We start from the raw sequence: 25,619 nt of genomic DNA, 5'->3' as shown, positions 1-25,619 counted from the left end.
GACCCTACAATTTAACCGCGAGGATGATGTTCCGCATGCAGAGCCTGCAAACGAGCCCGGGCGATATGCGTGTAAATCTGGGTTGTCGAAAGGCTTGAATGGCCTAAAAGCATTTGTACGGTACGCAAGTCAGCACCATGGTTGAGCAGATGGGTTGCAAAGGCATGGCGCAGCGTATGGGGTGAAAGCGGCTTGTCGATACAGGCCACCTGGGCGTGCAGCTTGATGCGGTGCCAAAAGGTCTGCCGCGTCATTTCAGTCCCACGCAGGCTCGGAAACAGCACATCAGATGCCAACCCGTTCTGTAACAGGCCGCGCGCTTCCTTCGCATACCGCTCCAGCCAATTGATAGCCTCCTCCCCCAGAGGAATCAGACGCTCCTTGTTTCCCTTGCCAAACACCCGCATCGAGCCCTGTCGCAGATTTACCTGCTGAAGCGTCAACCCAACCAGCTCGCTGACTCGAAGACCCGTTGCATACAGTACCTCCAGCATGGTTCGATCACGCAAGCCCAGCGGGTCATCAGTATCCGGTGCGGCAAGCAATGCCTCGACATCTGCCTCGGACAAGCTTTTGGGTAGAGGAGCGCCAAGGCGAGGCATATCGACCTGTAGCGTAGGATCAACATCGATCAGTCCTTCACGAACCGCATATCGATAAAAACCACGAACGCTCGATAGAAAACGCGCCGTTGAGCGTGCCTTGTAACCCTTGTCCAGCCGCCAGGCCAAGTGATCAAGAATCATCTCTCGACCAGCTTTTTCAAGCGAAACGCCCTGCTCCGTCAACCAGGCGTTGAACTGCCCTAAATCATTGGAATAGGCGTCACGCGTGTGTTCGGATAAGCCTTTCTCAAGCCATAGGGCATCCAAAAATCGATTGATGTACGGATGATCTCGCATCGGCAGTGTTACAACTCAGGAGTGTTGAGGGAAGTCCGGCAGAACAGCGACGGGACGCTTATCCTCATCGATTGCAACAAAGCTAAACGCACCACTGATCGCCAGTTCACGTCCTTCGTTATACATACTCTCGAGGTAAACCTCGACACCCACCTTGATGCTGGTATTACCCACTTTTATCACTCGACCAATCAGCTCAACGATAGAGCCACCTGGAATGGCGTGATTAAAATCGATACGGTCGGTCGATACCGTTACCAGCGGCAAACGGCAAAACCGTGTCGCCGTAATGAAAGAGACTTCATCCATCCACGCCATCGCCTGCCCGCCAAACAACGTGTGATGATGATTGGTATCAGGAGGAAATACCGCTTTGGCCACGCGCGTTTCAGCCAGCTCTGTTCGGCGTGCGATTTCTTGCTCTCTAGGGGTCATGGACATCCGGGAACTCGCTTAGCTAACTCACCATACTGACTTTTCATCCACGCAACAAAAAAGCAGCCCTAGGGCTGCTTTTTTGTGGAATCGCTGAATTAAGCCAGCTTTTCCTTGATACGTGCTGCCTTGCCAGACAGTTCGCGCAGGTAGTACAGCTTGGCTTTACGAACATCACCGCGACGCTTGACGCTGACGCTGTCGATCATGGGGCTGTAAGTTTGGAAGGTACGCTCTACACCTACACCGTTGGAAATCTTGCGAACGGTGAAAGCACTGTTCAGGCCGCGGTTACGCTTGCCAATTACAACGCCTTCAAAGGCCTGCAGACGCTGACGGTCGCCTTCCTTTACTTTTACTTGAACGATTACGGTATCACCGGGCGCGAAAGCCGGGATTTCCTTGTTCATTTGTTCAGCTTCAAGCTGTGCAATAATCTTGTTGGTCATGCTAGTGTGCTCCTAAGACAAGCCGTCAGACCTGCCATCGATACGTTAACTATCGTCCTGTTGACGAAGGAATTCCGCCAACAGCTTCTGCTCTTCTCCAGAAAGCGAGCGTCTTTCCAGAAGATCAGCGCGCCGTTTATAGGTCCTTCCAAGGGACTGCTGTAAACGCCAACGCCGGATATGCTCGTGATTACCACTGAGCAGCACATCAGGTACCCGCCGTCCCTCATACACCTCAGGTCGAGTGTAATGAGGACAATCGAGCAAACCGTCCGTAAACGAGTCCTGCTCGGCGGAATCTACATGCCCCAACGCTCCAGGCAGTAGCCTCGTCACCGCATCGATCAGGACCATTGCTGGCAGCTCGCCGCCAGACAGCACATAGTCACCAATCGACCATTCTTCATCAACGTGCGCTTCAATAAAGCGCTCGTCGATACCTTCGTAACGACCAGCGATCAGAATGAGGTGTTCTTCTTTCGCCAGCTCCTTCACCCCTTGCTGCGACAGCTGTCGCCCTTGAGGGGAAAGGTAAATTACTTTTACCGAGCCCTCAGCCTTGCTGCGTGCATTATTCAATGCCCGCTCCAATGGCTGAATTTTCATCACCATGCCGGGACCACCCCCAAAAGGACGATCATCAACAGTCTGATGCCGGTCTTCGGTATAGTCCCGCGGATTCAGGCAATTGAGTTGAAGTAACCCCTGCTTGACCGCACGACCGGTAATTCCGAAATCACGGACGGCTGTGAATACTTCAGGAAAGATACTGATGACGTCGACACGCATGATTTAAAAATCCGCGTCCCAGTCAACCCGCATCTCACCTGCCACTAGATCAATCGATTTGACGAATTGCTCCAAAACATAGGGCAACAGGCGTTCGCGATCGTCCAGACTGCCGACACATGGCTTTACCACCATGACATCGTTGGAACCAGTCTCAAGCAAATGATCCACCACGCCGAGCATCTGCCCTTCTTGGTTGATCACTTTCAGCCCTTCGAGCTGGTACCAGTAGTAATCACCTTCGTTCAGGCCTGGAAGCTCATGGCGAGGCACACAAATTTCGAACCCTGAAAGGGCTCGTGCCTCTTCGCGATCATCCAGACCTTTAAGCTTGGCCGTCAGGACTTTGCCGTGAAGGCTGCCCTTTACCAAACTTACCTTGCGGATTTCGCCATCACGACGTAGGGTCCAATGACGATACTCCAGCAGATTGTCCAAGGGGTCGGTGAAGGAATAGACCTTCACTTCGCCACGCACGCCATACACCGAGACAATCTTACCGAGGACAACCAGGTCCTCTTCAGGCGCAGGCGTCTGACTCATAAAGTTCAGGCAGTTGCCTTAGCAGAGTCCTTGAGCAGCTGAGCAACGCGCTCAGACGGCTGTGCACCGTGGCTCAGCCAGTAGCTAGCGCGCTCGGAGTCAACAGACAAACGGATTTCATTACCGGAAGCAACCGGATTGAAGAAGCCGATGCGCTCAACGAAACGACCATCACGGGCGTTACGGCTGTTGGTCACGGTCAGGTGATAGAAGGGGCGCTTCTTGGAGCCACCACGGGCAAGACGGATGGTTAACATGTGAACTTTGTTCCTGTAGTCGGTGCTTTACAAATGTTACGCACGCTGGGCCTCAGGCCCGAAAGGCCGCATATTCTAAGGATAATCCGAGCGATTGCAAACTCTTTTTCCCTATCTTATGCAGGGCTGATCGCCCAACGGCAGCAACCTGGGGATTTACAGCTTGGGCATTCCTCCTGGGAACATGCCGCCCATGCCACGCATAAGCTTTGACAAGCCGCCTTTTGAGGTCACCTTTTTCATCATTTTCTGCATCTGCTTATGCTGCTTGATGAGGCGGCCTACATCCTGTACCTGGGTTCCAGAACCCATGGCGATTCGACGCTTGCGCGAGCCGCTGATCGTCTCTGGATCACGGCGCTCAGCAGGCGTCATGGAGTCGATAATAGCCTCCATCTGCTTGAACTGTTTTTCGGCTGCTCCCTGAGCATTTCCCATCTGGGACAAATTGACACCACCCATCATGGTAGGAAGCTTGTCCATAAGCGAGCCAAGGCCGCCCATACTTTTCATCTGGCGAAGCTGGTCACGGAAGTCTTCCAGATCGAACCCTTTGCCCTTCTTGAGCTTCTTGGCCAGCTTTTCGGCTTTTTCTTTATCCAGGTTCTGCTCGGCCTGCTCGATAAGGCTGAGCACATCGCCCATACCCAGAATACGGGAAGCAATACGATCAGGATGGAAAGGATCCAGCGCCTCGCTCTTTTCTCCCATACCCAGGAATTTAATCGGCTTGCCTGTAATGGCTCGCACGGACAATGCCGCACCGCCACGGGCGTCACCGTCGACCTTGGTCAGCACGACGCCTGTCAAGGGAAGCGCGTCATTGAAGGCCTTGGCGGTATTAGCCGCGTCCTGACCCGTCATGGCATCCACAACAAACAGCGTTTCGGCAGGCTTGATCGCGGCATGAACCTGCTGAATTTCAGCCATCATTTCTGCATCGACATGCAAACGACCAGCGGTATCCACGATTACGACATCAATGAACTTGAGCTTGGCTTCACGCACAGCGGCTTCGGCGATCGCAACAGGCTTTTGGCTGATATCGGAGGGATAGAACGTAACGCCGACCTCATGAGCCAAGGTTTCCAGCTGCTTGATCGCGGCAGGACGATAGACGTCAGCAGAGACAACAAGAACGCTTTTCTTCTTGCGCTCTTTCAGGAAGCGCGCCAGCTTGCCTGCTGTAGTGGTCTTACCTGCACCCTGCAGACCGGCCATGAGAATAACGGCCGGTGGAGAGACATTGAGAGCCAGATCTTCGTTTGCAGCCCCCATCAGCTCTTCGAGCTCGGCTCGAACGATTTTCACGAAGGCCTGGCCAGGAGTGAGGCTCTTGGAGACTTCAGTGCCTACGGCACGGTCCCTGACCTTATTGACGAAATCCTTGACGACCGGCAACGCCACGTCCGCCTCAAGGAGCGCCATGCGCACTTCACGCAGCGTGTCCTTGATGTTGTCTTCGGTCAATTTTGCCTTGCCAGTGATATGGCGAAGGCTCTGTGAGAGTCTATCTGTCAGGTTTTCAAACATGCAAATGCGTCCAAAACTGGCGGCAGGTTGTGAAGTATAACGAAGAGGACGTCGGCTGGCATCGTCTACAGTCTTCCTTGAACACTGGCATCTGTGCCAAACTCATCTGCTTTCGGCTCAGTGATTCAAGGATTTATGTCATCCCTGTTGCCCAGCCTGACGGCTGCCCTTCTCTATAGTGTCGCCACGGCCTATCAAAGTGTGTGTCTGACCACGCGCAAGCGTCCCAACAATACCCTTTTGGTCTCGTTGGGCGTAGTAGCGTTGCTCGCCCATGGCGCGGCCTTGTTCATTCAGCTGATTCTACCCAGCAGCCTTTCGCTGGACTTTTTTGATGCGTCCAGCCTGATCGCGGCGGTAGCCATACTTTTGATTCTGCTCGGCTGCATCCGCATGCCGCTACAGACATTACTGGTACTGATTTATCCTCTAGGAGCCATCACGACGCTCCTGGCTGACGTGTTACCGTCGGGCACTGTTCAACCGATCGATATTACGCCGGGCATATTAACCCATGTCCTGCTCTCGATTGTTGCCTACGGTCTGTTAACACTGGCTGTTTTTCAATCGTTGCTGCTATTGATTCAGGACAGGCAGCTCAAGAACAAGCACCCATCGGGGCTGATCCGGAGCTTCCCCCCTCTGCAAACCATGGAAAGCCTGCTGTTTGGTTTTCTGTGGGCGGGTTGGGCTGTATTGTCCTTGTCCCTGATTTCCGGCTGGCTGTTTCTCGAAGACATGCTTGCCCAGCACCTGGTGCACAAGACGGTTCTGTCCTGTGTGGCGTGGGTCCTGTTTGGCGTCCTGCTGTGGGGGCGTCATCGCATGGGCTGGCGTGGACACAAGGCCATCCGCTGGACACTGGCCGGCTTCTGCCTATTGATGCTCGCGTATTTCGGCAGCAAGCTGGTACGTGAATTCATCCTGCACATCTGAAGATCGCCTCATAGGCCCTTTGCCCTTCGCAAGCCTTGCCGTTTCCGGCAAGGCTTGTCCATAATCCAAAGGCTTACCCAGCTAAACGTCTCTCTCTGCGGTTACCCCCTCGCCGATAGAGCCGCGTCATAACAGGCTAACGATTCACATCCGCACCGGATGATTACGCACCTGCGCCTTACCCGGGCAAGCGTACGAGTCAGGCCATAAAAAACGACAGCGCCTGGGACATCCAATGACTGCTACTGCAACCTACGAGGCGGAACCTGTTTCGCCTGCCGCGCCTGCAAACTCTACAGCCCGTATCGCAACGGCAAGCTTTATCGGCACGGCTATCGAGTTTTACGATTTTTATGTCTACGCTACCGCCGCTGCGCTGGTCATCGGCCCGGTGTTCTTTCCACAAACATCTGCGATTGCGCAAACACTCAGCGCATTCATCACCTTTGGCATCGCTTTCCTGGCCCGTCCTCTCGGCTCTGCACTGTTTGGCCATTTCGGCGATCGGATTGGTCGAAAATCCACTCTAGTGGCTTCGCTCCTCTTGATGGGTGTTTCGACCACGCTGATCGGCCTGCTCCCTGGCTATGCCAGCATAGGTGGCTGGGCCCCCGTGCTGTTGTGCGTTCTCAGATTCGCCCAAGGGCTTGGGCTGGGCGGAGAATGGGGTGGCGCCGCGCTGCTGGCAACGGAAAATGCGCCGAAGAACAAGCGAGCCTGGTTTGGCATGTTTCCTCAGCTGGGCCCGTCTATCGGCTTTCTTGCGGCTAACGGCTTGTTTCTCGCGCTGGCCGTGCTGCTATCGGACGAGCAATTTAAGGCCTGGGGCTGGCGGATTCCTTTCATCCTGAGCGCCGCCTTGGTAATGGTTGGCCTTTATGTCCGCCTCAAACTAAGTGAAACACCAGTGTTTGCCAAAGCCATGGAGCGACACGAAAAGCTACGTCTTCCATTAACCGAAGCAATTACCAAGCACTGGCATCCCATGCTGCTGGGCGCCTTATCCATGGTGGTGTGCTATGCGCTGTTCTATATCTCAACGGTGTTTTCGCTGAGCTATGGCGTTAAAACACTAGGGTTCAGCCGAGAGGGCTTTCTAGGGCTCCTGTGCTTTGCCGTTCTGTTCATGACTCTGGCTACACCTCTGTCGGCCTGGCTTGCCGACCGTTATGGCCGCAAACCAGTTCTGGCAATCAGTGCAGCCGCCGCCCTGCTGTCAGGCTTTGCCATGGAGCCGCTGCTTACCCATGGCTCAACAGGTAGCATTGCGCTTTTCCTGGCGCTGGAGCTGTTTCTCATGGGTATGACGTTCGCACCGATGGGCGCGCTGTTACCGGAGATTTTCCCCACCCACGTCAGGTATACCGGCGCCTCGGCCGCGTATAACCTCGGCGGCATCCTGGGTGCCTCGGTAGCGCCTTATATTGCGCAGAAGCTAGCCGATACCGGAGGCTTGAGCTGGGTAGGAGGTTATGTTTCCGCAGCGGCGCTGATCAGCTTGATTGCCGTACTGTGCCTTAAGGAAACACGAGATCGGGAATTGTAATCAAGCGACAGCCCTGTGCAGGCAGGGCTGTCGTCCCGAAGGATTAAAGCGTTACGCTGATGGCTTGCGACGCCTTGGTCGCCTTTTCACGGGCCGCTTCCACCGACTCATCTCGAGCCAGTGCCACGCCCATTCGGCGCTGCCCTGCCACTTCAGGCTTGCCAAACAGGCGCAGGGCCGTATCCGGATCACTTAGCGCTGCACCCAGATTGCCGAAACTTGTCTGGGTAGATTGTCCTTCAACCAGCAGTACGGCAGAGGCTGATGGACCAAACTGGCGAATGACCGGTATCGGTAATCCCAGAATGGCACGGGCATGAAGGGCAAACTCAGAGAGATCCTGAGAGATCAGCGTTACCAGGCCTGTATCATGGGGACGTGGAGAGACTTCACTGAACCACACCTGATCGCCTTTGACAAACAGCTCAACACCAAACAGACCACGCCCGCCCAGCGCCTCGGTAACCGCCCTGGCGACACGCTCGGACTCAGCAAGTGCCTTGGGACTCATCGCTTGCGGCTGCCAGGACTCATGGTAATCACCTTTTACCTGACGATGACCAATAGGTTCGCAGAACGATGTTCCATTGACATGACGGACTGTCAGCAAGGTGATTTCATAGTCAAAGTCGATAAAGCCTTCAACAATGACGCGTCCCTTACCCGCTCGTCCGCCCTCCTGAGCATAATCCCAGGCGGCCTGAATGTCTTCGCTGCACTTGATAACGCTCTGCCCCTTGCCGGAGGAGCTCATGATCGGCTTCACGACACAGGGCATGCCTACAGATTCGACGGCAGCGGCATACTCTTCAAAGGTGTCCGCGAAGTGATACGGTGAAGTGGGCAAACCCAACTCCTCCGCAGCCAGACGGCGAATACCTTCGCGGTTCATGGTCAGCTGCGCAGCGCGTGCAGTAGGCACGACGGTATACCCTTCACCCTCCAGCTCAACGAGGGTTGCCGTGGCAATTGCCTCGATCTCGGGCACGATGTAATGAGGTTTTTCCTGCTCGATGATCGCGCGAAGCGCGGCGCCATCCAGCATATTGATGACATGACTACGATGGGCTACCTGCATGGCCGGTGCATTGGCATAACGATCGACGGCAATGACCTCCACACCCAAACGCTGTAGCTCGATGACAACTTCTTTACCAAGCTCACCAGAGCCACATAACAGAACGCGAGTGGCGGTAGGTGACAATGGAGTTCCTATCTGGGTCATGCAGCATCCTCTGGTGTATACAGTCATGGATTTAACCGGGCTGCCCCATAGCGACAACGCACTCGATCGCTATCTGAGGTGCCCTTAGAAATAGTGGCCAGCGGCGCAGGCACGTTCCTCACACAGCTGCAAGACCCTACGCCGCTCGGTGTTGGTCATACGTCCCCATTGAGATATTTCCTGAGCGGTGCGCTGGCATCCTGTGCACATATCGGCCTCATCCAGCACACAGACTTGCACGCAGGGAGAGCGAACAGGCTTTTCGTTTTCATTCATGTCCAAGGCTGTCATCTCGTACAGGCAGCGGCCTGATAACGTATCGTTGGCATGAATTCTACTTGGCCTGATGGCAGAAGTGCATCAAAAGGCATCATTTCTCAACTGAATGAGGCGGCTCATGAAGCGAAATGCCGGCATCATAAAGCAGGTTGACCAGCTCCACGATAATGGCAGCCGTCAGGCCCCAGATCCGATACTCACCGTACTGATAAATTGGGATATAGGAACGTCGCCCCTGCTCATCGATCCTCGGCGTGACCTCTGGAGGCACTTCGCACAGAAAGCTGAGCGGAACCGTAAATACGGCTGCGATTTCAGCGTCGTTGGGCGTGTACTCCACGTAATCGGGAATAATGCCGACATAAGGCGTTACCTTGATCCCGTAATAAGAAATCAAGGGGCTCAACGGCCCGACCACTTCAACCAGCCCCGGCGGCAGACCAATCTCCTCATACGCCTCACGCAGCGCTGTATGAATAAGGTCCGGATCTTCCGGATCACGTCGCCCACCTGGTAATGCGACCTCTCCCCCATGCGTCGACAGATTGCTGGCGCGCAGCGTCAGAACCAGCTCAGGATCATCACCTCGAATAATAGGCAACAATACGGCGGCTTCGGGGTGTGTACGATCAGTCTCCAGGTGACGCGGTCGATAATGCCGCAATCGATGGAGCAACTCATCCACGATGCTTTCTCCACACGCTTACTCTTGAGGCATCATGGCATGGAATATCCAGCTTGCCCAACCCCTTGCTTGCAGCCTCAGCTCCTCGCAAGATGGCAGGATGACGAGGAGGCATCATGAAATTCTGTAACTATTGCGGCGGCACGCTGGTTCAGCGCATTCCCGAGGGGGATACGCGCCCTCGCTACATCTGCACACAGTGCCACACGGTGCACTACCAGAACCCTCGCATTGTGGCGGGATGCCTGCCCGTCTGGGGAGATAAAGTACTTTTATGTCGCCGCGCCATTGAGCCTCGCCGCGGCTACTGGACACTCCCGGCCGGCTTCATGGAAAACGGAGAAACGATCGAACAGGCCGCCGCCCGTGAGACCTGGGAGGAAGCCTGCGCTAACGTCGGCAACCTCAAGCTCTATACCTTATTCGACCTGCCCCATATCAATCAGGTCTATATGCTGTTCCGCGGCGAGCTTGTCGGCGGGTCGTTTGGCATCGGTGAAGAAAGCCTGGAAACAGCCCTGTTTGACGAAGCAGATATCCCTTGGTCGTCACTCGCTTTTCCGACCATTGCGCGTACCCTAGAATGCTTTTTTGCTGATCGCCGAACCGGTCACTATTCAGTGCATCATGAAGGCATCGCACCCATGCTGGAACGCTAGCTCCAGCTGATATATACAGAGTGAACAGCAGCACGCCTTGGCTGCTTTCTGCAGTCGCTTAGCTAGGGATTATTTTTCAAATGCGCCGGATGTATTGGCTTACTGCTTTCTGTTGCCTGTTTTTCTCTACCCTCTGCCTTGCCAGCACGACAACAACACTTGATGGCCGGACAATCGACAAGGTGCTGGTCATAAAGTCGATGAACAAGCTTGAGCTGCTCAGCAAGGGCGAAACCATCAAGTCCTACCGGGTATCACTGGGCAAATTCCCCAAGGGGCCCAAGTTTCGCGAAGGGGATCAGCGCACGCCAGAAGGCTTCTACTGGATAGACTGGCGAAAGACGAGCGACAAGTTCAATCTGTCGATGCACATCTCATACCCCAATGCACAGGACCTGGCACGCGCAAAAGCAGCAGGCGTGCCACCGGGCAGCATGATCATGATTCACGGCACCCCTATCGATGAAGAATACCCGGAGTGGTATTTCTCTTCGCTGAACTGGACGAATGGATGCATTGCACTAACCAATGCGGATATGCGTGAAATCTGGACGCTGGTCAAGGACGGTACGTTGATCGAGATACGCCCCTGAAGCTCCGGTACACACCTTGAAGCACAGGAGTCACAACGTTCGGCCTTGACCTAGAATGACGCCAGCTGCCACACCTCATAGGCTGGCGTCTCATAGGGATGGGCTTTGCGTAACGCCTCGACAGCCTGCTTTACATAGTCATCGGTCACGACCAGCTCTACTTTCCATTCTGCCACGCGCTCCAGCTCGCCAATCTTCCCTAGAAAAGGGTTGCTTCCAGCACATGGGCGAAACTGCCCCTCCCCCAAGACCTGCCAGCAGCACGCCTCGTAATTACCGATGCGACCACCTCCTGCAGCAAATACCGCGTCCTTGACGGACTCCACATGGCTACCTGGCACATAGAAGCATAGCTTGTACATAAATCCTCCAGATGCAAAAAGGCCGGTCATACCTGAAACAGTATGACCGGCCTTCTCGGACTTATCAGTCTACCCAGACACGCGCATTACGGAACATGCGCATCCAGCCGCCGTCCTCGCCCTGCCAATCACGTGGAATCCAGGAATTTTGAACTGCGCGGAAAACGCGTTCAGGGTGCGGCATCATGATGGTGACGCGACCATCACGGCTGGTCAGGCCAGTAATACCCAGCAGCGAGCCGTTGGGGTTGGCCGGATACGTCTCGGTGACACGCCCATGGTTGTCAACGAAGCGCAACGAGACGGTGCCAGAGGCATCTGCTGCCTGCAGGGCCGCGGCGTCCCTGAACTCGGCATGGCCTTCACCGTGCGCAATGGCAATCGGCATGCGCGAGCCTGCCATGCCCGCAAAGAACAGGGATGGCGATTCCTGTACCTGTAGCATCGCAATACGCGCTTCGAACTGCTCTGAGCGGTTACGCACGAAGCGTGGCCAGAATTCACTGCCTGGAACAAGCTCGCGCAGGTTCGAGACCATCTGGCAGCCGTTGCAGACGCCTAGCGTAAAGCTATCCGTACGCTCGAAGAATTGCTGGAACGCATCACGTGCACGGGCGTTGAACAGAATCGACTTGGCCCATCCCTCACCGGCACCCAAGACGTCACCGTAGGAGAAACCGCCGCACGCAACGACACCCTTGAAGTCATTCAAATCGACACGACCAGCAAGAATATCGCTCATGTGCACGTCTACCGAGGCAAAGCCGGCACGGTCAAACGCTGCAGCCATTTCGACCTGACCGTTAACGCCCTGCTCACGCAGAACCGCGACCTGAGGCCGTACACCTGTCTTGATATAAGGTGCAACGATGTTTTCGTTCGGATCAAAGCTCAGCTTGGCAGACAGGCCCGGATTGTTCTCTTCGAGCAATGCGTCGTATTCCTGCTGAGCACAGTCAGCGTTGTCACGCAGTCGCTGGATCTGATAGCTGGTTTCGCTCCAGATACGCTGCAACGAGCGGCGCTCGGCCTTGAAGACGTTCTGCTCGTTATAGGTGATATTGACCTCGTAACCGTTTACCGGCTGGCCAATGACCGCCACGCAATCCTCAAGACCTGCAGCAGTGAACTGCGCCAGCACTTCGGATGTGAAATCCTGAGGCACCTGGATCACAGCACCCAGTTCCTCGGCAAACAAGGCGCGGGTCAGTTCATCACGGGTAGCGGCCAAGGCATCCAGTTTCAGAGACAGGCCACAGTGACCGGCAAATGCCATCTCCACGAGCGTCGTGATCAGACCACCATCGGAACGGTCATGATAGGACAGGATGAGCCCGTCCTTATTGAGCCCCTGGATGACGGCAAAGAAGGCCTTGAGATCCTCTGCATCATCCACATCAGGTGCCTTGTGGCCGATCTTGTTGTGAACCTGCGCCAGAATTGAACCACCCAGGCGGTTCTGGCCTCGGCCAAGATCGATCAGGATCAGGTCCGTTTCGCCTTTATCCATGCGCAGCTCAGGCGTCAGGGTCTGACGAATATCCTGCACAGGAGCAAAGCCCGTCACGATCAGCGACAGAGGCGACGTCACGCTCTTGTCTTGACCGTTTTCTTCCCAGCGGGTTTTCATGGACATGGAATCTTTGCCCACGGGGATGGTGATACCCAAAGCCGGGCACAGCTCCATGCCCACTGCCTTTACCGTATCGTACAGGCGAGCATCCTCACCCGGATGTCCGGCAGCTGCCATCCAGTTGGCGGAAAGCTTGATATCGCTGATTTTCTCGATACGCGCCGACGCCAGGTTGGTCAGTGTTTCACCTACCGCCATGCGGCCAGACGCTGCCGCATCCAGCAATGCCAAGGGCGTACGCTCGCCCATGGCCATTGCCTCGCCGGTATAGGCGGTGTAGCTGGTCGCTGTAACCGCGCAGTCAGCCACTGGAACCTGCCAGGGACCAACCATTTGATCACGCGCGACCAGGCCGGTGATGGTCCGGTCACCGATGGTGATCAGAAAGCTCTTGCTGGCAACGGCTGGATGCCGAAGAACGCGCTCTACCGCCTCCTTGAGCTCCAGGCCGGCACCGTCAAAGTCATCACCCAGCGCTTCCTCGCGAGTAGCGGAGCGATGCATACGTGGAGGCTTGCCCAGAAGAACATCTAGCGGCATGTCGACCGCATTATTTTCAAAATGGCTGTCCGCTACCGTGAGACGACGCTCTTCAGTAGCCTCGCCAACTACCGCGAACGGGCAGCGTTCACGCTCACAAATGGCCTTGAAAGTTTCAAAGTTCTCGGCGTCCACGGACAGCACATAGCGTTCCTGGGACTCGTTGCACCATATCTCGAGCGGGCTCATGCCGGGCTCGTCGTTAGGTACGTTGCGCAGCTCAAAGCGACCGCCACGACCGGCATCGTTGACAAGCTCAGGGAAGGCATTGGATAGACCGCCTGCGCCTACGTCATGGATGAAGGTAATAGGGTTCTTGTCACCCATCTGCCAGCAGCGGTCGATCACCTCCTGGCAGCGGCGCTCCATCTCGGGGTTTTCACGCTGCACGGAAGCGAAGTCCAGGTCTGCCGAGCTGGAGCCAGTGGACATCGACGAGGCAGCGCCTCCACCCAGGCCGATCAACATGGCCGGGCCACCCAAGACAATCAGCTTGCCACCTACGGAGATATCACCTTTCTGGACATGGTCGGCACGGATGTTACCCATACCGCCGGCCAGCATGATCGGCTTGTGATAGCCCCGGACCTCTTCGCCACGTGGGGTTTCAATCGCCTGCTCGAAGGTACGGAAGTAACCTGCCAGTGCCGGGCGGCCAAATTCGTTGTTGAATGCCGCGCCGCCCAATGGCCCTTCGATCATGATATCGAGTGGTGTCACGATGCGTTCGGGCTTGCCGTATGGCTTTTCCCAAGGTTGCTCGAAACCTGGGATATTCAGGTTGGAAACCGTGAAACCGGTCAGACCTGCCTTGGGTTTTGCACCACGACCGGTTGCCCCCTCGTCTCGGATTTCGCCACCCGAACCCGTAGAGGCGCCAGGGAATGGTGCAATTGCTGTCGGGTGGTTATGGGTTTCCACCTTCATCAGGATATGAATCGGCTCCTGATTGGCGCTGTATTGATGAGTCTGCGGGTCAGGATAGAAACGACCGGCAGTAAATCCCTCGATCACCGCAGCGTTATCCTTGTAGGCAGACAAGACGCCTTCACGGTGCATTTCATAGGTGTTCTTGATCATACCGAACAGGGATTTTTCCTGGCCTTCGCCATCGATATCCCAGCTGGCATTAAAGATCTTGTGACGGCAGTGCTCGGAGTTTGCCTGAGCAAACATCATAAGCTCGATGTCATGGGGGTTGCGACCCAGTCCCTGGAAACTCTTGACCAGGTAATCGATCTCGTCATCCGCCAGGGCAAGACCTAGTTCGCTGTTGGCCTTTTCCAGCGCGGCACGGCCGCCATTCAGGATATCGATGACCATCAGCGGCTTGGGCGTCGCATGACTGAACAGGGCTTCAGCCTCATCCAGACCTCCCAGTACGAGCTGGGTCATACGATCATGCAGGGTGGCAGCCACAGCCTGAACATCGGCATCGGACAGATCGCCGGCAATATAATAGGCGACGCCCCGTTCGATGCGCTCGACCTTGGCCAGACCGCAATTATGGGCGATGTCAGTGGCCTTGCTGGACCACGGCGAAATCGTGCCAAAGCGCGGGACTACCAGGAACAGCCGGCCTACAGGCTCTTGTACCGGAACACTGGGTCCGTATTTGAGCAAGCGCTCAAGCACGTGCTCCTCTTCAGCGGTAAGCGTGCCGACCACCTCGGCAAAATGAGCGAACTCGGCATAAAGTCCGGAAACACCCGGCACTTTACGGGTCAGTTGGTCGAGCAGTTTGCCGTGACGAAACGAAGAAAGAGCGGGAGCGCCGCGCAAGATCAGCATCGTAGGACAGCCTCGGGGCTAGAGGAATTTCAGGGGCCGGTATTCTACCGCAAAGGACCCGGCGAGACACCTTTAGGCGACAAAGGTTTCGCTAATGCTGCGTCAAACCGACTCATCCAGCCGTCCTGAGAAGCGCTTCGCTCCAGAAATGACGACCTCTCGATGGCTTGAAGGTGCCTCTTGGAAACCCTGGAATCATCGCGACTGATCCCATTTCACTCGGATATTTTGGCCTTGCTTAGCAAAAATTGGTTACGAGTGGAATCCAGGCAATAGAAAATTCTGTGGCGTTCCCCTGGTATGGCACTTGGATAGCTTTGCGTATACTGAGTGGATGTTTGCACACCATGCGCTTTGCCTGAAACGAATCGCCTGCATCATGGCGACTGCGATCTTTCTGTTGCTCCAGGGGTGCGAAGAGCCTGACGAAGCTCCTCCCAAACAACCCACTACCCTGGAACGGATACAGAAGGAGGGTGTTCTACGCGTTATTACCCGCAACAGCCCGGCGACCTATTTCCAGGACCGTAACGGTGATACCGGCTTCGAATACGAGCTGGTGAAAAGCTTCGCCGACAGTATGGGGCTCAAACTGCAGATCGAAACTGCAGATAACCTGGATGATCTTTTCAACCGTCTCGACAGTGCTGAAGGACCAGTCCTGGCAGCGGCAGGCCTGACGCCCAGCCCGGCACGGCAGGAGAAGTTCCACTTCTCACATCCCTATCTTGATGTTGTTCCGCAGGTCATCTATCGCAATGGTTCACGGCGCCCTGCACAGGTAAGCGATCTGGTAGGCAAGCGCATCATGGTGCTCAAGGGAAGCAGCCAGGCGGAACAATTGGCTGCGCTCAAACCCCAGCAGCCGGATCTTACCTACGAAGAGTCCGATCAGGTTGAGGTGGCTGACCTGCTGAAGATGGTCGATGAGGGCCAGATCGATCTTACGCTGGTCGACTCCAACGAGCTGGCCATGAATCAGGTCTACTTTCCCAACGTGCGCGTCGCCTTTGATCTCGGAGATGGACAGAGCCTCGCCTGGGTAACAGCCGAGCGCGAAGACGGCACCTTGATGAAAGCCATCAACGCTTTTATCGACAAGGCCAAGCAGGACAATACGCTTCAGCACCTCAAGGAGCGCTACTACGGTCATGTGGATGTTCTGGGGTATGTAGGCGCCTACACCTTTGCCCAGCACCTGCAACAACGCCTGCCTGTTTATGAGAAGCACTTCCGCAAGGCTGCACAGCAACGGGAGGTCGATTGGCGGCTTCTGGCTGCCATCGGGTATCAGGAATCGATGTGGCAGGCTGATGCGACCTCAAAAACCGGGGTACGCGGCCTCATGATGCTGACCAACAACACAGCCCAGGCCATGGGCGTGTCCAACCGGCTCGACCCCTTCCAGAGCATCGAGGGCGGCGCCCGGTATTTCAATCAGATTCGCGGCGAGCTTCCCGAGTCGATCAAGGAGCCGGATCGGACCTGGTTCGCCCTGGCAACCTACAACATTGGCAGTGCGCATATTGCAGATGCGCGAAAGATGGCGCAGGACGAAGGGTTGGATCCTAATCGCTGGCTGGACGTCAAACGCATGTTGCCACGACTCAGTCAGAAGCAATGGTATAGCAAGACCCGTTACGGCTATGCCCGAGGCGGCGAAACGGTGCACTTCGTGCAGAATATTCGCCGCTACTACGACATTCTGACCTGGGTGACCCAGCCGCAGATGGAAGGCTCACAGCTGGCCAAAAGCGGCATGCACCTGCCCGGTATCGCTGAAAAGGAACCCGAGCAGGAAATGTAGCCGACGGGCCTAGACCGTCTTTGGCTTTGAAGACTTGGCGATCAGTTTATCTACCGCCTTGGCTGCGGCCACCATGCCAAAGGTTGCGGTCACCATCATGACCGCACCAAAACCGCCAGAGCAATCCAGTCGTACCCCTTCCCCTACAAAGCTTTTCTGCTGGCACACGCTGCCATCCGGCTTGGGATAACGCAGCTGCTCGGTCGAGAACACGCACGGCACGCTGTAGTGCCGGCTGGGGTTACGTGAAAACCCATAGTCGCGGCGCAGCAGTGAACGTACGCGGGACGCCAGCGGATCGTTATAGGTCCGGTTCAAATCGACGACCTGAATCTGGGTCGGGTCGATCTGACCACCCGCTCCACCGGTTGTGATGATGTTGATCTTGCGGCGCTTGCACCATGAGATCAGAGCAGCCTTGGACGCGACGCTATCGATACAGTCCAGCACCAGATCCATCTCCGGCGTGATGTAATCCGCCATGGTCTCCCGCGTGACGAAATCCGCCACGGCATGGACGGCGCACGCCGGGTTGATTGCCCGGATGCGCTCAGCCATCACATCGACCTTGGCCCGTCCCACCTGTCCTTCCAGCGCATGGATTTGTCGGTTGGTATTGCTGATGCAGACATCGTCCAGATCGAACAGACTGATACGGCCAACGCCACTACGCGCCAGGGCCTCGGCCGCCCAAGACCCTACGCCACCAATACCGACTACCGCGACATGACTGGCAGCCAGACGCTCGAGCGCATCGTTACCATACAAGCGGGCAATGCCACCAAAGCGTTGTTGATCAATATTCATAACGGCTCTCACTCAGCGAGCTAACAGTATAAAGACATGCCACGGCATTGTTGATCACCGAAGAGCGACGCTCCTTATGGCGTTTTGCTTTACCATGGACAACTTTTCGTGCCCTTGCTGCTTCAGGATTCATCCATGACGACCCTTACCCCGACGCTCGAGCTTGCCTGCGAGCTCATCCGCCGCCCCTCCGTCACACCGGTCGACGAGGGTTGCCAAGCCCTTATGATGACGCGGCTTGAAGCAGCAGGTTTTGCGCTCGAGCCCATGCGTATCGAAAACGTCGATAATTTTTGGGCACGCCGGGGAGGCGAAGGTCCGGTGTTGTGCTTCGCCGGGCATACCGACGTCGTGCCGACCGGGCCGGTCGAGGCCTGGCAACAAGGCCCCTTCGATGCTCAGGTCGATGCAGACGGCATGCTCCTGGGGCGTGGCGCAGCGGACATGAAAGGCAGCCTGGCCAGCATGATCATCGCGGTCGAACGCTTCGTAGCCGATCACCCCAACCATCGAGGCGCCATTGCCTTTCTGATTACCAGTGATGAAGAAGGGCCTGCCCTGCACGGGACACGCGCGGTTGTCGAGCGTCTGCGTGCACGCAATGAACGCCTGGACTGGTGCATTGTAGGCGAGCCTTCCAGTACGACGCTTCTGGGCGACGTCGTCAAGAACGGTCGCCGCGGTTCGCTCAACGGCAAGTTGACGATTCGTGGCAAGCAAGGCCACGTGGCCTACCCTCATCTGGCTCGCAACCCCATTCATCTGGCCGCAGCCGCGCTGGCAGAACTTGCCGCTGAACAGTGGGATGCCGGTAATGACTTTTTCCCGTCCACCACGTTCCAGATCTCCAACCTGAACTCGGGCACAGGCGCAAATAATGTAATCCCGGGCGAGCTGAATGCCCTGTTCAACTTCCGCTTTTCGACCGAGTCGACCGAAGAGGGACTCAAGGCGCGCGTTGAGGCTATCCTGAACAAGCATAACCTTGACTGGCACATTGACTGGTCTCTTTCGGGCCTGCCCTTCATCACCGAGCCTGGCGAATTGCTGGACGCTATCGCCTCGAGCATCCAGGCGGTTACCGGTCTTACAACAGAAGCCTCTACCAGCGGCGGGACCTCGGATGGTCGATTTATTGCCACGCTTGGCACACAGGTGGTTGAAGTGGGGCCTGTTAACGCTACGATCCATCAGGTCAATGAACGAGTATTGGCCAGTGACCTGGATTTGTTGACCGAGGTGTACTACCAGACCCTGGTAAGGCTGCTGGCATGATGTTGATCTGCCCCCTCTGCTCGGCCAAGCTGACCGAGGCACAACAAGGTGTTGTCTGTGAGCAAGGCCACCGTTTTGACCGTGCACGCCAGGGCTATTTGAACCTGCTGCCTGTACAGCATAAGAAAAGCCGTGACCCTGGCGACAATGCCGAGATGGTCGAGGCGCGTCGCCGCTTTCTCGATGCTGGCCACTATGCTCCACTGGCGCAGCGTCTGGCGAAGCTGGCCCAGGAAAAAGCCCCGGCTCGCTGGGTCGATATTGGTTGCGGCGAAGGTTTTTATACCACGCGTCTGGCAGAAGCATTGCCACAGAGCGATGGTTACGCGCTGGACATTTCCCGTGAGGCGGTACGCCGGGCGAGTCGCCGGGCTCCGCAGGTGAACTGGCTGGTTGCCAGCATGGCCCGCATTCCCTTGCCCAACACAAGCTGCCAGCTCCTCACCAGCGTATTCAGTCCGATTGACTGGGCTGAAGCCGTACGCTTGCTGACGCCCGGCGGCGGCGTACTGCGCCTTGGTCCGGCGCGTGATCATCTGATCGAACTGCGCCAGCGGCTGTACGATGATGTGCGTGATTACGACGAGGCCAAGCACCTGCAGGGCTTACCTTCGGCGCTGACATTGGCCGACAGTGAAACCTTGAATTTTCGCCTTAGTCTGGAAACTCGCGAAGTCCGAGCCGATCTGCTATCCATGACACCCCATGGTTGGCGTATTAATGCCGAGCGTCGCGAACGCGTACTGGCTGAACCCTTCGAGGTCACCGTTGCCGTACGCTACGATTGGATTACCCGGACCTGAAAGCCCTATCGAGATTAACCATGCGCCAGCCAGACATTGAAATCTACCTCAAGGATGCCGACCAGCCTGCTATTACCGAGTGGCTGAGCCAGGCGCTGGGTGCCTGCAGCGAGTGGCGCCAGCAGGGGCAAACCTATAAGTGTACGGTCGACTACCAGGGCACTGCGATTCCAGTAACCTGGCTACCCAAAGCCGTCGGCAAATGGAACAGCCTTCTGCTGGAAAGCGATGCAACCCCCTGGGAGGACGATCTGGCCTGCGCCAAGGCAGCCGCTGCCGCACTGGATGTCCAGGTACGGTGCGCCCCTGGGAGCTGGGAAGAGGAACAGGGCGAGGAGGATGCCGATCGCTGGATAAAAGTCACCTCAGCCGGCATAGAAGAAATCATCTGGCGAACCTGAAGGTTTGCCAGTAATAAAAAAGCCCGTCAGTTGAACTGACGGGCTTTTTTTCAGGATTCAAAGCTTGGAGACGTCTTCGGCCTGTAGACCTTTCTGGCCCTGAATCACAGAAAACTCCACCTTTTGGCCTTCAATCAGCGAGCGATGCCCCTCGCCACGGATGGCGCGATAATGAACAAACACATCCGGGCCACTCTCACGTTGAATGAATCCATAACCTTTGGCGTCATTGAACCACTTGACGGTTCCGGTCTCACGTTCAGCCATTACCACTCTCCAAGCTTCGCAATTATTATCTGTGCCCTTGCAGGACAGCTCCCCAGCCGATCCGAGTCATCCTCATGGCCTTCCAGGCCAAATAACTGATGATCGTTTCCGCCGTACCGGCGTATAAAGCAAAAGTTTCCAGGCAATTGCAACAGGTTTTATCACTAAAATGTTTTCTGCTCTTTTTTGGTGCTAATTACGTATTAATCGTAGCTGAAAGCACAAAATTCGTGCTTTATAACAACAAATTGCGTAATCGAAATGTCAAAAAAAGAGCGTCAATCAAGCAGTGCCTGAGCCTCTTTAGTTTTGCTGACGAGTGTTTCAGTCTAATGATCGTGGGCTTTGCGCCATCGGGCCATTACGGCACACTGCTGGCTTGAATTTCAGGTACATGTCATGAATCGCTCCCCTTTTCGCCGCATGCTGTTTGCCGCCTTCAAACGCCTGCTGTACACCTGGGTTCGCTCGCAGACTATCAACCAGTCAGCGGTAACCCTCAAGCTCGACCGCAGCAAGCCGGTGATCTATGTCCTGCAGGAGCATTCGCTAAGCGATCTGGCCGTCCTGGATGCCGAATGCATCAAAAATGGCCTGCCCCGTCCGGTAACACCCGTAACCATTGGGGATGTGGTCGAACCGAATGCCTATATCTATACAACGCCCTCACCTGACTGGCTGGGTCGTCCTACCAGGCGTAACGTTCCGCCCTGCCTTACCCGACTGCTTGAAGCTGTTGGCCAAAGCACAGTCGAAGATGCCCAGATCGTACCTGTCAGCGTGTTCTGGGGGCAGTCGCCTGACCGTGAAACGAGCCTATGGAAACTGCTCTGGACAGATAACTGGGTCATTACAGGCCGGCTACGCAAACTGGCACGCATCGTTGTTCTGGGCCGTATGACACGGGTGTTGTTTTCCGAGCCCATCCATTTGAGCCGGCTTGTCGCCCAGAACAAAGGGCAGGAGCGCACTCAACGCATGGTGCTGCGTATCCTGAGAGTGCACTTTCGCAACCTGAAAACAGCGGTTATCGGCCCCGATATCTCCCACCGGCGCAATCTGGTCAAAAGCCTGATCCAGGCCCCCCAGGTTCGTGAGGCAATCGAACATGAAGCCAGGCATGGGAACACATCTCATGCACAAGCCGAGCAGCAGGCTTTGGAGTATGCCCAGGAAATAGCCTCGGACTTCTCGTATCCGGTAGTACGCTGCCTTGAAGTCATCTTGACCTGGTTCTGGAACAAGCTCTATGAAGGGCTGCGGGTAAATCATATCGAGCGCGTCCAGAATGTGGCGCAGGGCAACGAGATCGTTTATGTGCCCTGCCACCGCAGCCACATGGACTATCTGCTTCTGTCCTACCTGTTATTTCACAATGGACTGACGCCTCCACACATCGCAGCAGGTATCAACCTGAACATGCCCGTCGTGGGAAATATTTTGCGCCGTGGCGGTGCCTTCTTTATGCGCCGTAGCTTCAAGGGCAATGCGCTCTATACCGCTGTCTTCAATGAATACATGCACACCCTGTTTTCCCGGGGCTTCTCGACCGAATACTTTGTAGAAGGCGGTCGCTCGCGAACGGGACGGATGCTGCAGCCACGCACCGGCATGCTGGCCATTACCTTGCGCAGCTTTTTGCGGGACTCCCGTCGTTCGCTGGTATTCGTGCCAGTGTACATTGGCTACGAGCGGGTCTTTGAAGGCCGCACTTACCTGGGCGAGTTACGGGGAGCGGCCAAGAAGAAGGAATCTATCTTTGATGTGTTCAAGGCCGTAGGGGCCTTGCGCAAGCGCTTCGGTCAGGTGTGGGTCAATTTTGGCGAGCCCCTGAGCCTGCCGCAGTTTCTGGACCAGCGCCAGGAAGGCTGGCGTAATCTCTCCTTTGATCATGATGCCCGCCCTGAGTGGTTCAGCACGCTGACTCACTGCCTGGGTGAGGTGGTGGCTCGCAGGATCAACGATGCGGCAGCCATCAACCCCGTTAATCTGGTGGCATTGATCATGCTATCCACCCATCGACAGGCGATGGATGAGCGCGCTTTGGTTGGCGTACTAGACCTTTACCTGGGGCTTTTGCGAAAGGTTCCCTACTCGCCCTCTGCAACCCTGCCCGAGGGTGACGGACAAGCGCAGGTGGACTACGTGAAGAGTCTGAACCTGCTGGCCGAGCAACAGGATGCGCTGGGCCGTATACTCTATCTCGATGAGCAGAATGCCATCCTGATGACCTACTATCGCAACAACATCCTGCACATTTTTGCATTACCGGCATTACTGGCCAGTTTCTTCCAGAACACGCCTCGCATGAGCCGAGAGCAGATTCACCGGTTTACCCTGGCGCTATACCCTTATTTACAAGCCGAACTGTTCATCCGCTGGGACCGCGACGAGCTGCCCGCCATGATTGATCAGTGGCTGGCAGCGCTGGTGGAGTATGACCTGCTTCAGCAAGAGGACGAGACCTTCAAACGCCCGCCTCCCAGCTCACGGCAGTTTGTACGTCTGGCACTGCTGGCCCGCAGCATTCAGCAAACGTTACAGCGTTATTACATGGCCATTGCCCTACTGCTCAACCAGGGCCAGGGTAGACTAACCGCCAGCGAGCTGGAGGAATTGTGTACCGTCATGGCACGGCGACTTTCCATCCTGCATGGACTGAACGCACCGGAATTCTTTGACAAAAGCCTGTTCCGGCATTTTATCGAAACGTTATTGAAAGAAGGCGTGCTGCACAAGAACGCCGAAGGCAAGCTTGGCCACCATGAACTGCTGGGCGAGCTGGCCGAAGAAGCTGGCAAGCGAATGCTGCCTGCCGAAATACGCTTGTCGATTCGACACGTGGCATTGGAACGGCCCGATGAACCCAGCATTCCGCCCTCAGTTCCGATGCCCGATTGACCCATTCAGAAGAGACCTTATGTCATGCGCAAGATTGTTCTGTTAAGTCTGACCAGCCTGTTGCTTACGGCCTGTAGCGGCGGGCTGCGCCCAGTTTTCGAACCTGGCCCTACCCCTACGACTCCCAGCACGAGCAAACCTCCGGTCATCATGCCGCAACCCGGTACGCCTTCACCGGCCAAACGTAGCCTGGAAGGTGATGCCTATTTCGAACAGTCCGAACCCTTGCCGCCTACCGCCAAACTGACTGTCAGTCTGCACAATGCGGCCACGGGCGATACGCCCTCAGGGCGCCTCGCACAACGTACCGTTTTCGTGAAACAGGAAACACCTATCCCTTTCCGCCTGGACTACGATCCGTCGAAGGTCAAGTCTGGTCAGCGCTATGCCATCAGCGCTCGCGTATTGCTGGGTGGCCGCCCGCTGTTCCTGACACCAAAGGCAATACCGGTGCAACTCAATAGCACCAACGACCAGCCGGTTGAAATCAAGCTGACCCCCGTCCGTTGATACAAGGGATATAGATGAAACGTTTCGCGCTTACGCTTGCGGCCTTAACCTTATCGGTCAACGCCTTTGCCTTGAGTCTGTCTGACTTTTCCCAACAAGATTCCGCCAGCGCCATGAAGGACGCACTGACTCAGGGCGCGCAAATCGCGGTTCAACAACTGGGTAAACCGGGAGGATTCACCAACAACCCGGAAGTCCGTATTGAGCTGCCTGGAAAACTGGGCAAAGCATCCGCCCTGCTCAAGCAGTTCGGTATGGGTGCGCAGGTAGAACAGCTGGAAACCAGCATGAACCAGGCTGCCGAAGCCGCTGTGCCGAAGGCGCAGGCACTGCTGATCGATGCGGTCAAACGTATGACGGTTCAGGACGCCAAGGGCATTCTGACCGGCGGGGACAATGCGGCCACGCAGTATCTGGATCGCTCCAGCCGAGACCAGCTTCGCGCTCAATTGATGCCCATCATCAAGCAGGCAACGGACAAGGTAGGCTTGGCTCAGCAATACAACGCCCTGGCTGGCAAAGCTGCTGCCTTCGGCGCGGTGGACGCCAAGAGTGCAAACGTTGAAAGCTACGTCACGGACCAGGCGCTTAATGGGTTATTCACCGTAATCGCTGACCAGGAACGCGCACTCCGGGAAAACCCGGCCGCCGCCGCTACCAACATTGCCAAAAAAGTGTTCAGTACGCTTTGAGGATATAACGGGCCGAGTAATCGAATAACCCGGCCCGATGCCTTACAAAGGCGGCAACGCCCAGTCGATGGGCGTAAGGCCTGACTGCTCCAGAAACTTGTTCGTCCGGCTGAAATGGCCGTTGCCGATAAAGCCTCGATGGGCAGAGAGGGGTGACGGATGGGGTGAGCGCAGGATCAAATGCTTTTGTGTGTCGATCAGCTTTTCCTTGCTCTGTGCGTGAGCACCCCACAGCAGAAAGACCAGATGGTTACGTTGCTCGCTGACCACCTGAATCACACGATCAGTGAAACGCTGCCAGCCGGCATTGGCATGGGAGCCGGCCTTGGCCTGCTCTACCGTCAGCGAGGTGTTGAGCAACAGTACGCCCTGCTCGGCCCAATGCTGTAGATAGCCATGATTAGGAATGGGCAGATTCAGGTCCCGCTTCAATTCCTTGTAAATATTCTGCAAGGATGGCGGTGCAGGGACACCGGGCTGTACGGAGAAGCACAAGCCATGGGCCTGCCCTGGGCCGTGATAGGGATCCTGCCCCAAGATGACGACCTTTACCTGATCCAGCGGCGTACTGTTCAACGCATTGAAGATCAAGGGGCCTGGCGGATAGATCACCTTGCCGGCCGCTTTTTCGCTGCGCAGAAACTCACCCAATTGCTTCATATAAGGAGCATCGAATTCATCACGCAGTGCGGCTTTCCACTGCGGTTCCAGTTTGATGCGGTCGTCGTCCACGTTATGTCCTCATGTCAATCGAGCGCACCGTAGGAAAGGTGATCTGCTCTGTCAACCATTCATCCCATTTCCTGCCAGCAGGTTCCGCCCCATGAATGTGCGAAGCATAGAGCAATGCCCCAAGGTTGCGCACGATACCTCGTTCCAAATGCCCCAATGCATAACGCAACCCATGTGCTATCAGGGTTTGGAGAAGTTGGCATGGTGCTAGCTATACGACCTATGTGCAGGAGCAGCCGGCATGCCGGAACCGCAGCACCACAACTT

The 25,619-nt window shown here is 56.0% G+C and carries 27 protein-coding genes; 12 read left to right on the top strand and 15 right to left on the bottom strand.

The annotated features are described in order from the left end of the window. Nucleotides 1–11 precede the first annotated feature (11 nt). The 7 genes from xerD to ffh form a co-directional block, all read right to left on the bottom strand. On the bottom strand, nucleotides 12–902 hold the full coding sequence (gene xerD, locus HMPREF1487_RS15380; RefSeq protein WP_010797595.1) for a site-specific tyrosine recombinase XerD: 891 nt from the start codon (nucleotides 900–902) through the stop codon (nucleotides 12–14). Between the two features lie 15 nt (nucleotides 903–917). After that, nucleotides 918–1,337 carry an acyl-CoA thioesterase gene (locus HMPREF1487_RS15375; protein WP_010797594.1) on the bottom strand — a complete coding sequence of 140 codons (420 nt, stop codon included), beginning with the start codon at nucleotides 1,335–1,337 and terminating at the stop codon, nucleotides 918–920. 98 nt (nucleotides 1,338–1,435) lie between these two features. Continuing rightward, on the bottom strand, nucleotides 1,436–1,786 hold the full coding sequence (gene rplS, locus HMPREF1487_RS15370; protein ID WP_010797593.1) for a 50S ribosomal protein L19: 351 nt from the start codon (nucleotides 1,784–1,786) through the stop codon (nucleotides 1,436–1,438). A gap of 45 nt (nucleotides 1,787–1,831) precedes the next feature. Beyond that, complete coding sequence (trmD, locus tag HMPREF1487_RS15365) at nucleotides 1,832–2,575, bottom strand: tRNA (guanosine(37)-N1)-methyltransferase TrmD (RefSeq protein ID WP_010797592.1); 744 nt, start codon at nucleotides 2,573–2,575, stop codon at nucleotides 1,832–1,834. A 3-nt stretch (nucleotides 2,576–2,578) separates the two neighbouring features. Further along, nucleotides 2,579–3,118, bottom strand: a complete 540-nt coding sequence (gene rimM / locus HMPREF1487_RS15360; protein ID WP_010797591.1) for a ribosome maturation factor RimM — start codon at nucleotides 3,116–3,118, stop codon at nucleotides 2,579–2,581. Between the two features lie 5 nt (nucleotides 3,119–3,123). After that, a complete protein-coding gene (gene rpsP, locus HMPREF1487_RS15355; protein WP_010797590.1) occupies nucleotides 3,124–3,375 on the bottom strand; it encodes a 30S ribosomal protein S16 in 252 nt (83 codons plus the stop codon). A 156-nt stretch (nucleotides 3,376–3,531) separates the two neighbouring features. Beyond that, nucleotides 3,532–4,908, bottom strand: a complete 1,377-nt coding sequence (ffh, locus tag HMPREF1487_RS15350; protein ID WP_010797589.1) for a signal recognition particle protein — start codon at nucleotides 4,906–4,908, stop codon at nucleotides 3,532–3,534. A gap of 135 nt (nucleotides 4,909–5,043) precedes the next feature. On the opposite strand from ffh, the gene HMPREF1487_RS15345 reads away from it, so the two are divergent. Next, on the top strand, nucleotides 5,044–5,844 hold the full coding sequence (locus HMPREF1487_RS15345) for a cytochrome C assembly family protein (protein WP_010797588.1): 801 nt from the start codon (nucleotides 5,044–5,046) through the stop codon (nucleotides 5,842–5,844). Nucleotides 5,845–6,079: 235 nt separating this feature from the next. Next, the gene (locus HMPREF1487_RS15340; protein ID WP_010797587.1) at nucleotides 6,080–7,390 is read left to right on the top strand and encodes an MFS transporter; all 1,311 of its coding nucleotides are present in this window, start codon (nucleotides 6,080–6,082) and stop codon (nucleotides 7,388–7,390) included. A gap of 43 nt (nucleotides 7,391–7,433) precedes the next feature. On the opposite strand, the gene purT is transcribed toward HMPREF1487_RS15340, so the two are convergent. From purT to HMPREF1487_RS15330, 3 genes are all read right to left on the bottom strand, one after another. Beyond that, complete coding sequence (purT, locus tag HMPREF1487_RS15335; RefSeq protein ID WP_010797586.1) at nucleotides 7,434–8,615, bottom strand: formate-dependent phosphoribosylglycinamide formyltransferase; 1,182 nt, start codon at nucleotides 8,613–8,615, stop codon at nucleotides 7,434–7,436. A gap of 84 nt (nucleotides 8,616–8,699) precedes the next feature. Beyond that, nucleotides 8,700–8,891: a DUF1289 domain-containing protein gene (locus HMPREF1487_RS26810; RefSeq protein ID WP_073450372.1), complete on the bottom strand. Its 192-nt coding sequence runs from the start codon at nucleotides 8,889–8,891 to the stop codon at nucleotides 8,700–8,702. 94 nt (nucleotides 8,892–8,985) lie between these two features. After that, on the bottom strand, nucleotides 8,986–9,582 hold the full coding sequence (locus HMPREF1487_RS15330) for a CoA pyrophosphatase (RefSeq protein ID WP_037030096.1): 597 nt from the start codon (nucleotides 9,580–9,582) through the stop codon (nucleotides 8,986–8,988). 113 nt (nucleotides 9,583–9,695) lie between these two features. Here HMPREF1487_RS15330 and HMPREF1487_RS15325 point away from each other — a divergent pair, with 113 nt between their 5' ends. Continuing rightward, nucleotides 9,696–10,238, top strand: coding sequence for an NUDIX hydrolase (locus tag HMPREF1487_RS15325; RefSeq protein ID WP_010797584.1), 543 nt, complete (start codon nucleotides 9,696–9,698; stop codon nucleotides 10,236–10,238). A gap of 89 nt (nucleotides 10,239–10,327) precedes the next feature. Then, nucleotides 10,328–10,831 carry a L,D-transpeptidase family protein gene (locus HMPREF1487_RS15320; protein ID WP_037030094.1) on the top strand — a complete coding sequence of 168 codons (504 nt, stop codon included), beginning with the start codon at nucleotides 10,328–10,330 and terminating at the stop codon, nucleotides 10,829–10,831. Between the two features lie 50 nt (nucleotides 10,832–10,881). On the opposite strand, the gene HMPREF1487_RS15315 is transcribed toward HMPREF1487_RS15320, so the two are convergent. Beyond that, nucleotides 10,882–11,193: a YqfO family protein gene (locus tag HMPREF1487_RS15315; RefSeq protein WP_010797582.1), complete on the bottom strand. Its 312-nt coding sequence runs from the start codon at nucleotides 11,191–11,193 to the stop codon at nucleotides 10,882–10,884. 64 nt (nucleotides 11,194–11,257) lie between these two features. Then, nucleotides 11,258–15,157, bottom strand: coding sequence for a phosphoribosylformylglycinamidine synthase (gene purL, locus HMPREF1487_RS15310; protein WP_010797581.1), 3,900 nt, complete (start codon nucleotides 15,155–15,157; stop codon nucleotides 11,258–11,260). Between the two features lie 334 nt (nucleotides 15,158–15,491). Between purL and mltF the strand changes: the two genes are divergently transcribed. Then, nucleotides 15,492–16,964, top strand: a complete 1,473-nt coding sequence (mltF, locus tag HMPREF1487_RS15305; protein WP_037030091.1) for a membrane-bound lytic murein transglycosylase MltF — start codon at nucleotides 15,492–15,494, stop codon at nucleotides 16,962–16,964. A gap of 9 nt (nucleotides 16,965–16,973) precedes the next feature. Here the strand turns inward: mltF and tcdA are convergent, their stop codons facing one another. Beyond that, nucleotides 16,974–17,771 (bottom strand): tRNA cyclic N6-threonylcarbamoyladenosine(37) synthase TcdA, encoded by a 798-nt coding sequence (gene tcdA, locus HMPREF1487_RS15300; RefSeq protein WP_010797579.1) that lies wholly within the window; start codon nucleotides 17,769–17,771, stop codon nucleotides 16,974–16,976. Between the two features lie 135 nt (nucleotides 17,772–17,906). Between tcdA and dapE the strand changes: the two genes are divergently transcribed. Genes dapE through HMPREF1487_RS15285 form a run of 3 tightly spaced genes read left to right on the top strand, consistent with a single transcriptional unit; the run spans nucleotide 17,907 to nucleotide 20,250 of the window. Beyond that, entirely contained in the window at nucleotides 17,907–19,046 is a 1,140-nt protein-coding gene (gene dapE, locus HMPREF1487_RS15295) for a succinyl-diaminopimelate desuccinylase (protein ID WP_010797578.1), read from the top strand. Then, nucleotides 19,046–19,849: a putative RNA methyltransferase gene (locus HMPREF1487_RS15290; protein WP_177325226.1), complete on the top strand. Its 804-nt coding sequence runs from the start codon at nucleotides 19,046–19,048 to the stop codon at nucleotides 19,847–19,849. Before dapE ends, HMPREF1487_RS15290 begins: the two co-directional genes overlap by 1 nt. A 20-nt stretch (nucleotides 19,850–19,869) precedes the next feature. Then, on the top strand, nucleotides 19,870–20,250 hold the full coding sequence (locus tag HMPREF1487_RS15285) for a hypothetical protein (protein ID WP_010797576.1): 381 nt from the start codon (nucleotides 19,870–19,872) through the stop codon (nucleotides 20,248–20,250). A 57-nt stretch (nucleotides 20,251–20,307) separates the two neighbouring features. Here the strand turns inward: HMPREF1487_RS15285 and HMPREF1487_RS15280 are convergent, their stop codons facing one another. Continuing rightward, nucleotides 20,308–20,517, bottom strand: a complete 210-nt coding sequence (locus HMPREF1487_RS15280) for a cold-shock protein (RefSeq protein WP_010797575.1) — start codon at nucleotides 20,515–20,517, stop codon at nucleotides 20,308–20,310. 98 nt (nucleotides 20,518–20,615) lie between these two features. Here HMPREF1487_RS15280 and HMPREF1487_RS15275 point away from each other — a divergent pair, with 98 nt between their 5' ends. Genes HMPREF1487_RS15275 through HMPREF1487_RS15260 form a run of 4 tightly spaced genes read left to right on the top strand, consistent with a single transcriptional unit; the run spans nucleotide 20,616 to nucleotide 24,620 of the window. Further along, nucleotides 20,616–20,900, top strand: a complete 285-nt coding sequence (locus HMPREF1487_RS15275; protein WP_010797574.1) for a hypothetical protein — start codon at nucleotides 20,616–20,618, stop codon at nucleotides 20,898–20,900. A gap of 16 nt (nucleotides 20,901–20,916) precedes the next feature. Further along, complete coding sequence (gene plsB / locus HMPREF1487_RS15270) at nucleotides 20,917–23,418, top strand: glycerol-3-phosphate 1-O-acyltransferase PlsB (RefSeq protein WP_010797573.1); 2,502 nt, start codon at nucleotides 20,917–20,919, stop codon at nucleotides 23,416–23,418. Between the two features lie 24 nt (nucleotides 23,419–23,442). Further along, nucleotides 23,443–23,928: a YbaY family lipoprotein gene (locus HMPREF1487_RS15265; RefSeq protein WP_010797572.1), complete on the top strand. Its 486-nt coding sequence runs from the start codon at nucleotides 23,443–23,445 to the stop codon at nucleotides 23,926–23,928. A 14-nt stretch (nucleotides 23,929–23,942) separates the two neighbouring features. Next, nucleotides 23,943–24,620, top strand: a complete 678-nt coding sequence (locus tag HMPREF1487_RS15260) for a DUF4197 domain-containing protein (protein WP_010797571.1) — start codon at nucleotides 23,943–23,945, stop codon at nucleotides 24,618–24,620. 42 nt (nucleotides 24,621–24,662) lie between these two features. Here HMPREF1487_RS15260 and ung read toward each other — a convergent pair whose 3' ends face one another. After that, nucleotides 24,663–25,352 carry a uracil-DNA glycosylase gene (ung, locus tag HMPREF1487_RS15255; RefSeq protein ID WP_010797570.1) on the bottom strand — a complete coding sequence of 230 codons (690 nt, stop codon included), beginning with the start codon at nucleotides 25,350–25,352 and terminating at the stop codon, nucleotides 24,663–24,665. Nucleotides 25,353–25,619: the final 267 nt, after the last annotated feature.

The organism is Pseudomonas sp. HPB0071, from assembly GCF_000478505.2.
Lineage (GTDB): Bacteria > Pseudomonadota > Gammaproteobacteria > Pseudomonadales > Pseudomonadaceae > Chryseomonas > Chryseomonas luteola.
The sequence above is the reverse complement of the archived record's forward strand: the minus strand, read 5'-3'. Positions and strand labels throughout refer to the sequence as shown.

Coding starts and splice junctions, on each gene's coding strand:
- xerD (WP_010797595.1), bottom strand. CDS start 902: ATGCGAGATCATCCGTACATCAATCGATTTTTGGATGCCCTATGGCTT.
- HMPREF1487_RS15375 (WP_010797594.1), bottom strand. CDS start 1,337: ATGACCCCTAGAGAGCAAGAAATCGCACGCCGAACAGAGCTGGCTGAA.
- rplS (WP_010797593.1), bottom strand. CDS start 1,786: ATGACCAACAAGATTATTGCACAGCTTGAAGCTGAACAAATGAACAAG.
- trmD (WP_010797592.1), bottom strand. CDS start 2,575: ATGCGTGTCGACGTCATCAGTATCTTTCCTGAAGTATTCACAGCCGTC.
- rimM (WP_010797591.1), bottom strand. CDS start 3,118: ATGAGTCAGACGCCTGCGCCTGAAGAGGACCTGGTTGTCCTCGGTAAG.
- rpsP (WP_010797590.1), bottom strand. CDS start 3,375: ATGTTAACCATCCGTCTTGCCCGTGGTGGCTCCAAGAAGCGCCCCTTC.
- ffh (WP_010797589.1), bottom strand. CDS start 4,908: ATGTTTGAAAACCTGACAGATAGACTCTCACAGAGCCTTCGCCATATC.
- HMPREF1487_RS15345 (WP_010797588.1), top strand. CDS start 5,044: ATGTCATCCCTGTTGCCCAGCCTGACGGCTGCCCTTCTCTATAGTGTC.
- HMPREF1487_RS15340 (WP_010797587.1), top strand. CDS start 6,080: ATGACTGCTACTGCAACCTACGAGGCGGAACCTGTTTCGCCTGCCGCG.
- purT (WP_010797586.1), bottom strand. CDS start 8,615: ATGACCCAGATAGGAACTCCATTGTCACCTACCGCCACTCGCGTTCTG.
- HMPREF1487_RS26810 (WP_073450372.1), bottom strand. CDS start 8,891: ATGAATGAAAACGAAAAGCCTGTTCGCTCTCCCTGCGTGCAAGTCTGT.
- HMPREF1487_RS15325 (WP_010797584.1), top strand. CDS start 9,696: ATGAAATTCTGTAACTATTGCGGCGGCACGCTGGTTCAGCGCATTCCC.
- HMPREF1487_RS15320 (WP_037030094.1), top strand. CDS start 10,328: ATGTATTGGCTTACTGCTTTCTGTTGCCTGTTTTTCTCTACCCTCTGC.
- HMPREF1487_RS15315 (WP_010797582.1), bottom strand. CDS start 11,193: ATGTACAAGCTATGCTTCTATGTGCCAGGTAGCCATGTGGAGTCCGTC.
- purL (WP_010797581.1), bottom strand. CDS start 15,157: ATGCTGATCTTGCGCGGCGCTCCCGCTCTTTCTTCGTTTCGTCACGGC.
- mltF (WP_037030091.1), top strand. CDS start 15,492: ATGTTTGCACACCATGCGCTTTGCCTGAAACGAATCGCCTGCATCATG.
- tcdA (WP_010797579.1), bottom strand. CDS start 17,771: ATGAATATTGATCAACAACGCTTTGGTGGCATTGCCCGCTTGTATGGT.
- dapE (WP_010797578.1), top strand. CDS start 17,907: ATGACGACCCTTACCCCGACGCTCGAGCTTGCCTGCGAGCTCATCCGC.
- HMPREF1487_RS15290 (WP_177325226.1), top strand. CDS start 19,046: ATGTTGATCTGCCCCCTCTGCTCGGCCAAGCTGACCGAGGCACAACAA.
- HMPREF1487_RS15285 (WP_010797576.1), top strand. CDS start 19,870: ATGCGCCAGCCAGACATTGAAATCTACCTCAAGGATGCCGACCAGCCT.
- HMPREF1487_RS15280 (WP_010797575.1), bottom strand. CDS start 20,517: ATGGCTGAACGTGAGACCGGAACCGTCAAGTGGTTCAATGACGCCAAA.
- HMPREF1487_RS15275 (WP_010797574.1), top strand. CDS start 20,616: ATGATCGTTTCCGCCGTACCGGCGTATAAAGCAAAAGTTTCCAGGCAA.
- plsB (WP_010797573.1), top strand. CDS start 20,917: ATGAATCGCTCCCCTTTTCGCCGCATGCTGTTTGCCGCCTTCAAACGC.
- HMPREF1487_RS15265 (WP_010797572.1), top strand. CDS start 23,443: ATGCGCAAGATTGTTCTGTTAAGTCTGACCAGCCTGTTGCTTACGGCC.
- HMPREF1487_RS15260 (WP_010797571.1), top strand. CDS start 23,943: ATGAAACGTTTCGCGCTTACGCTTGCGGCCTTAACCTTATCGGTCAAC.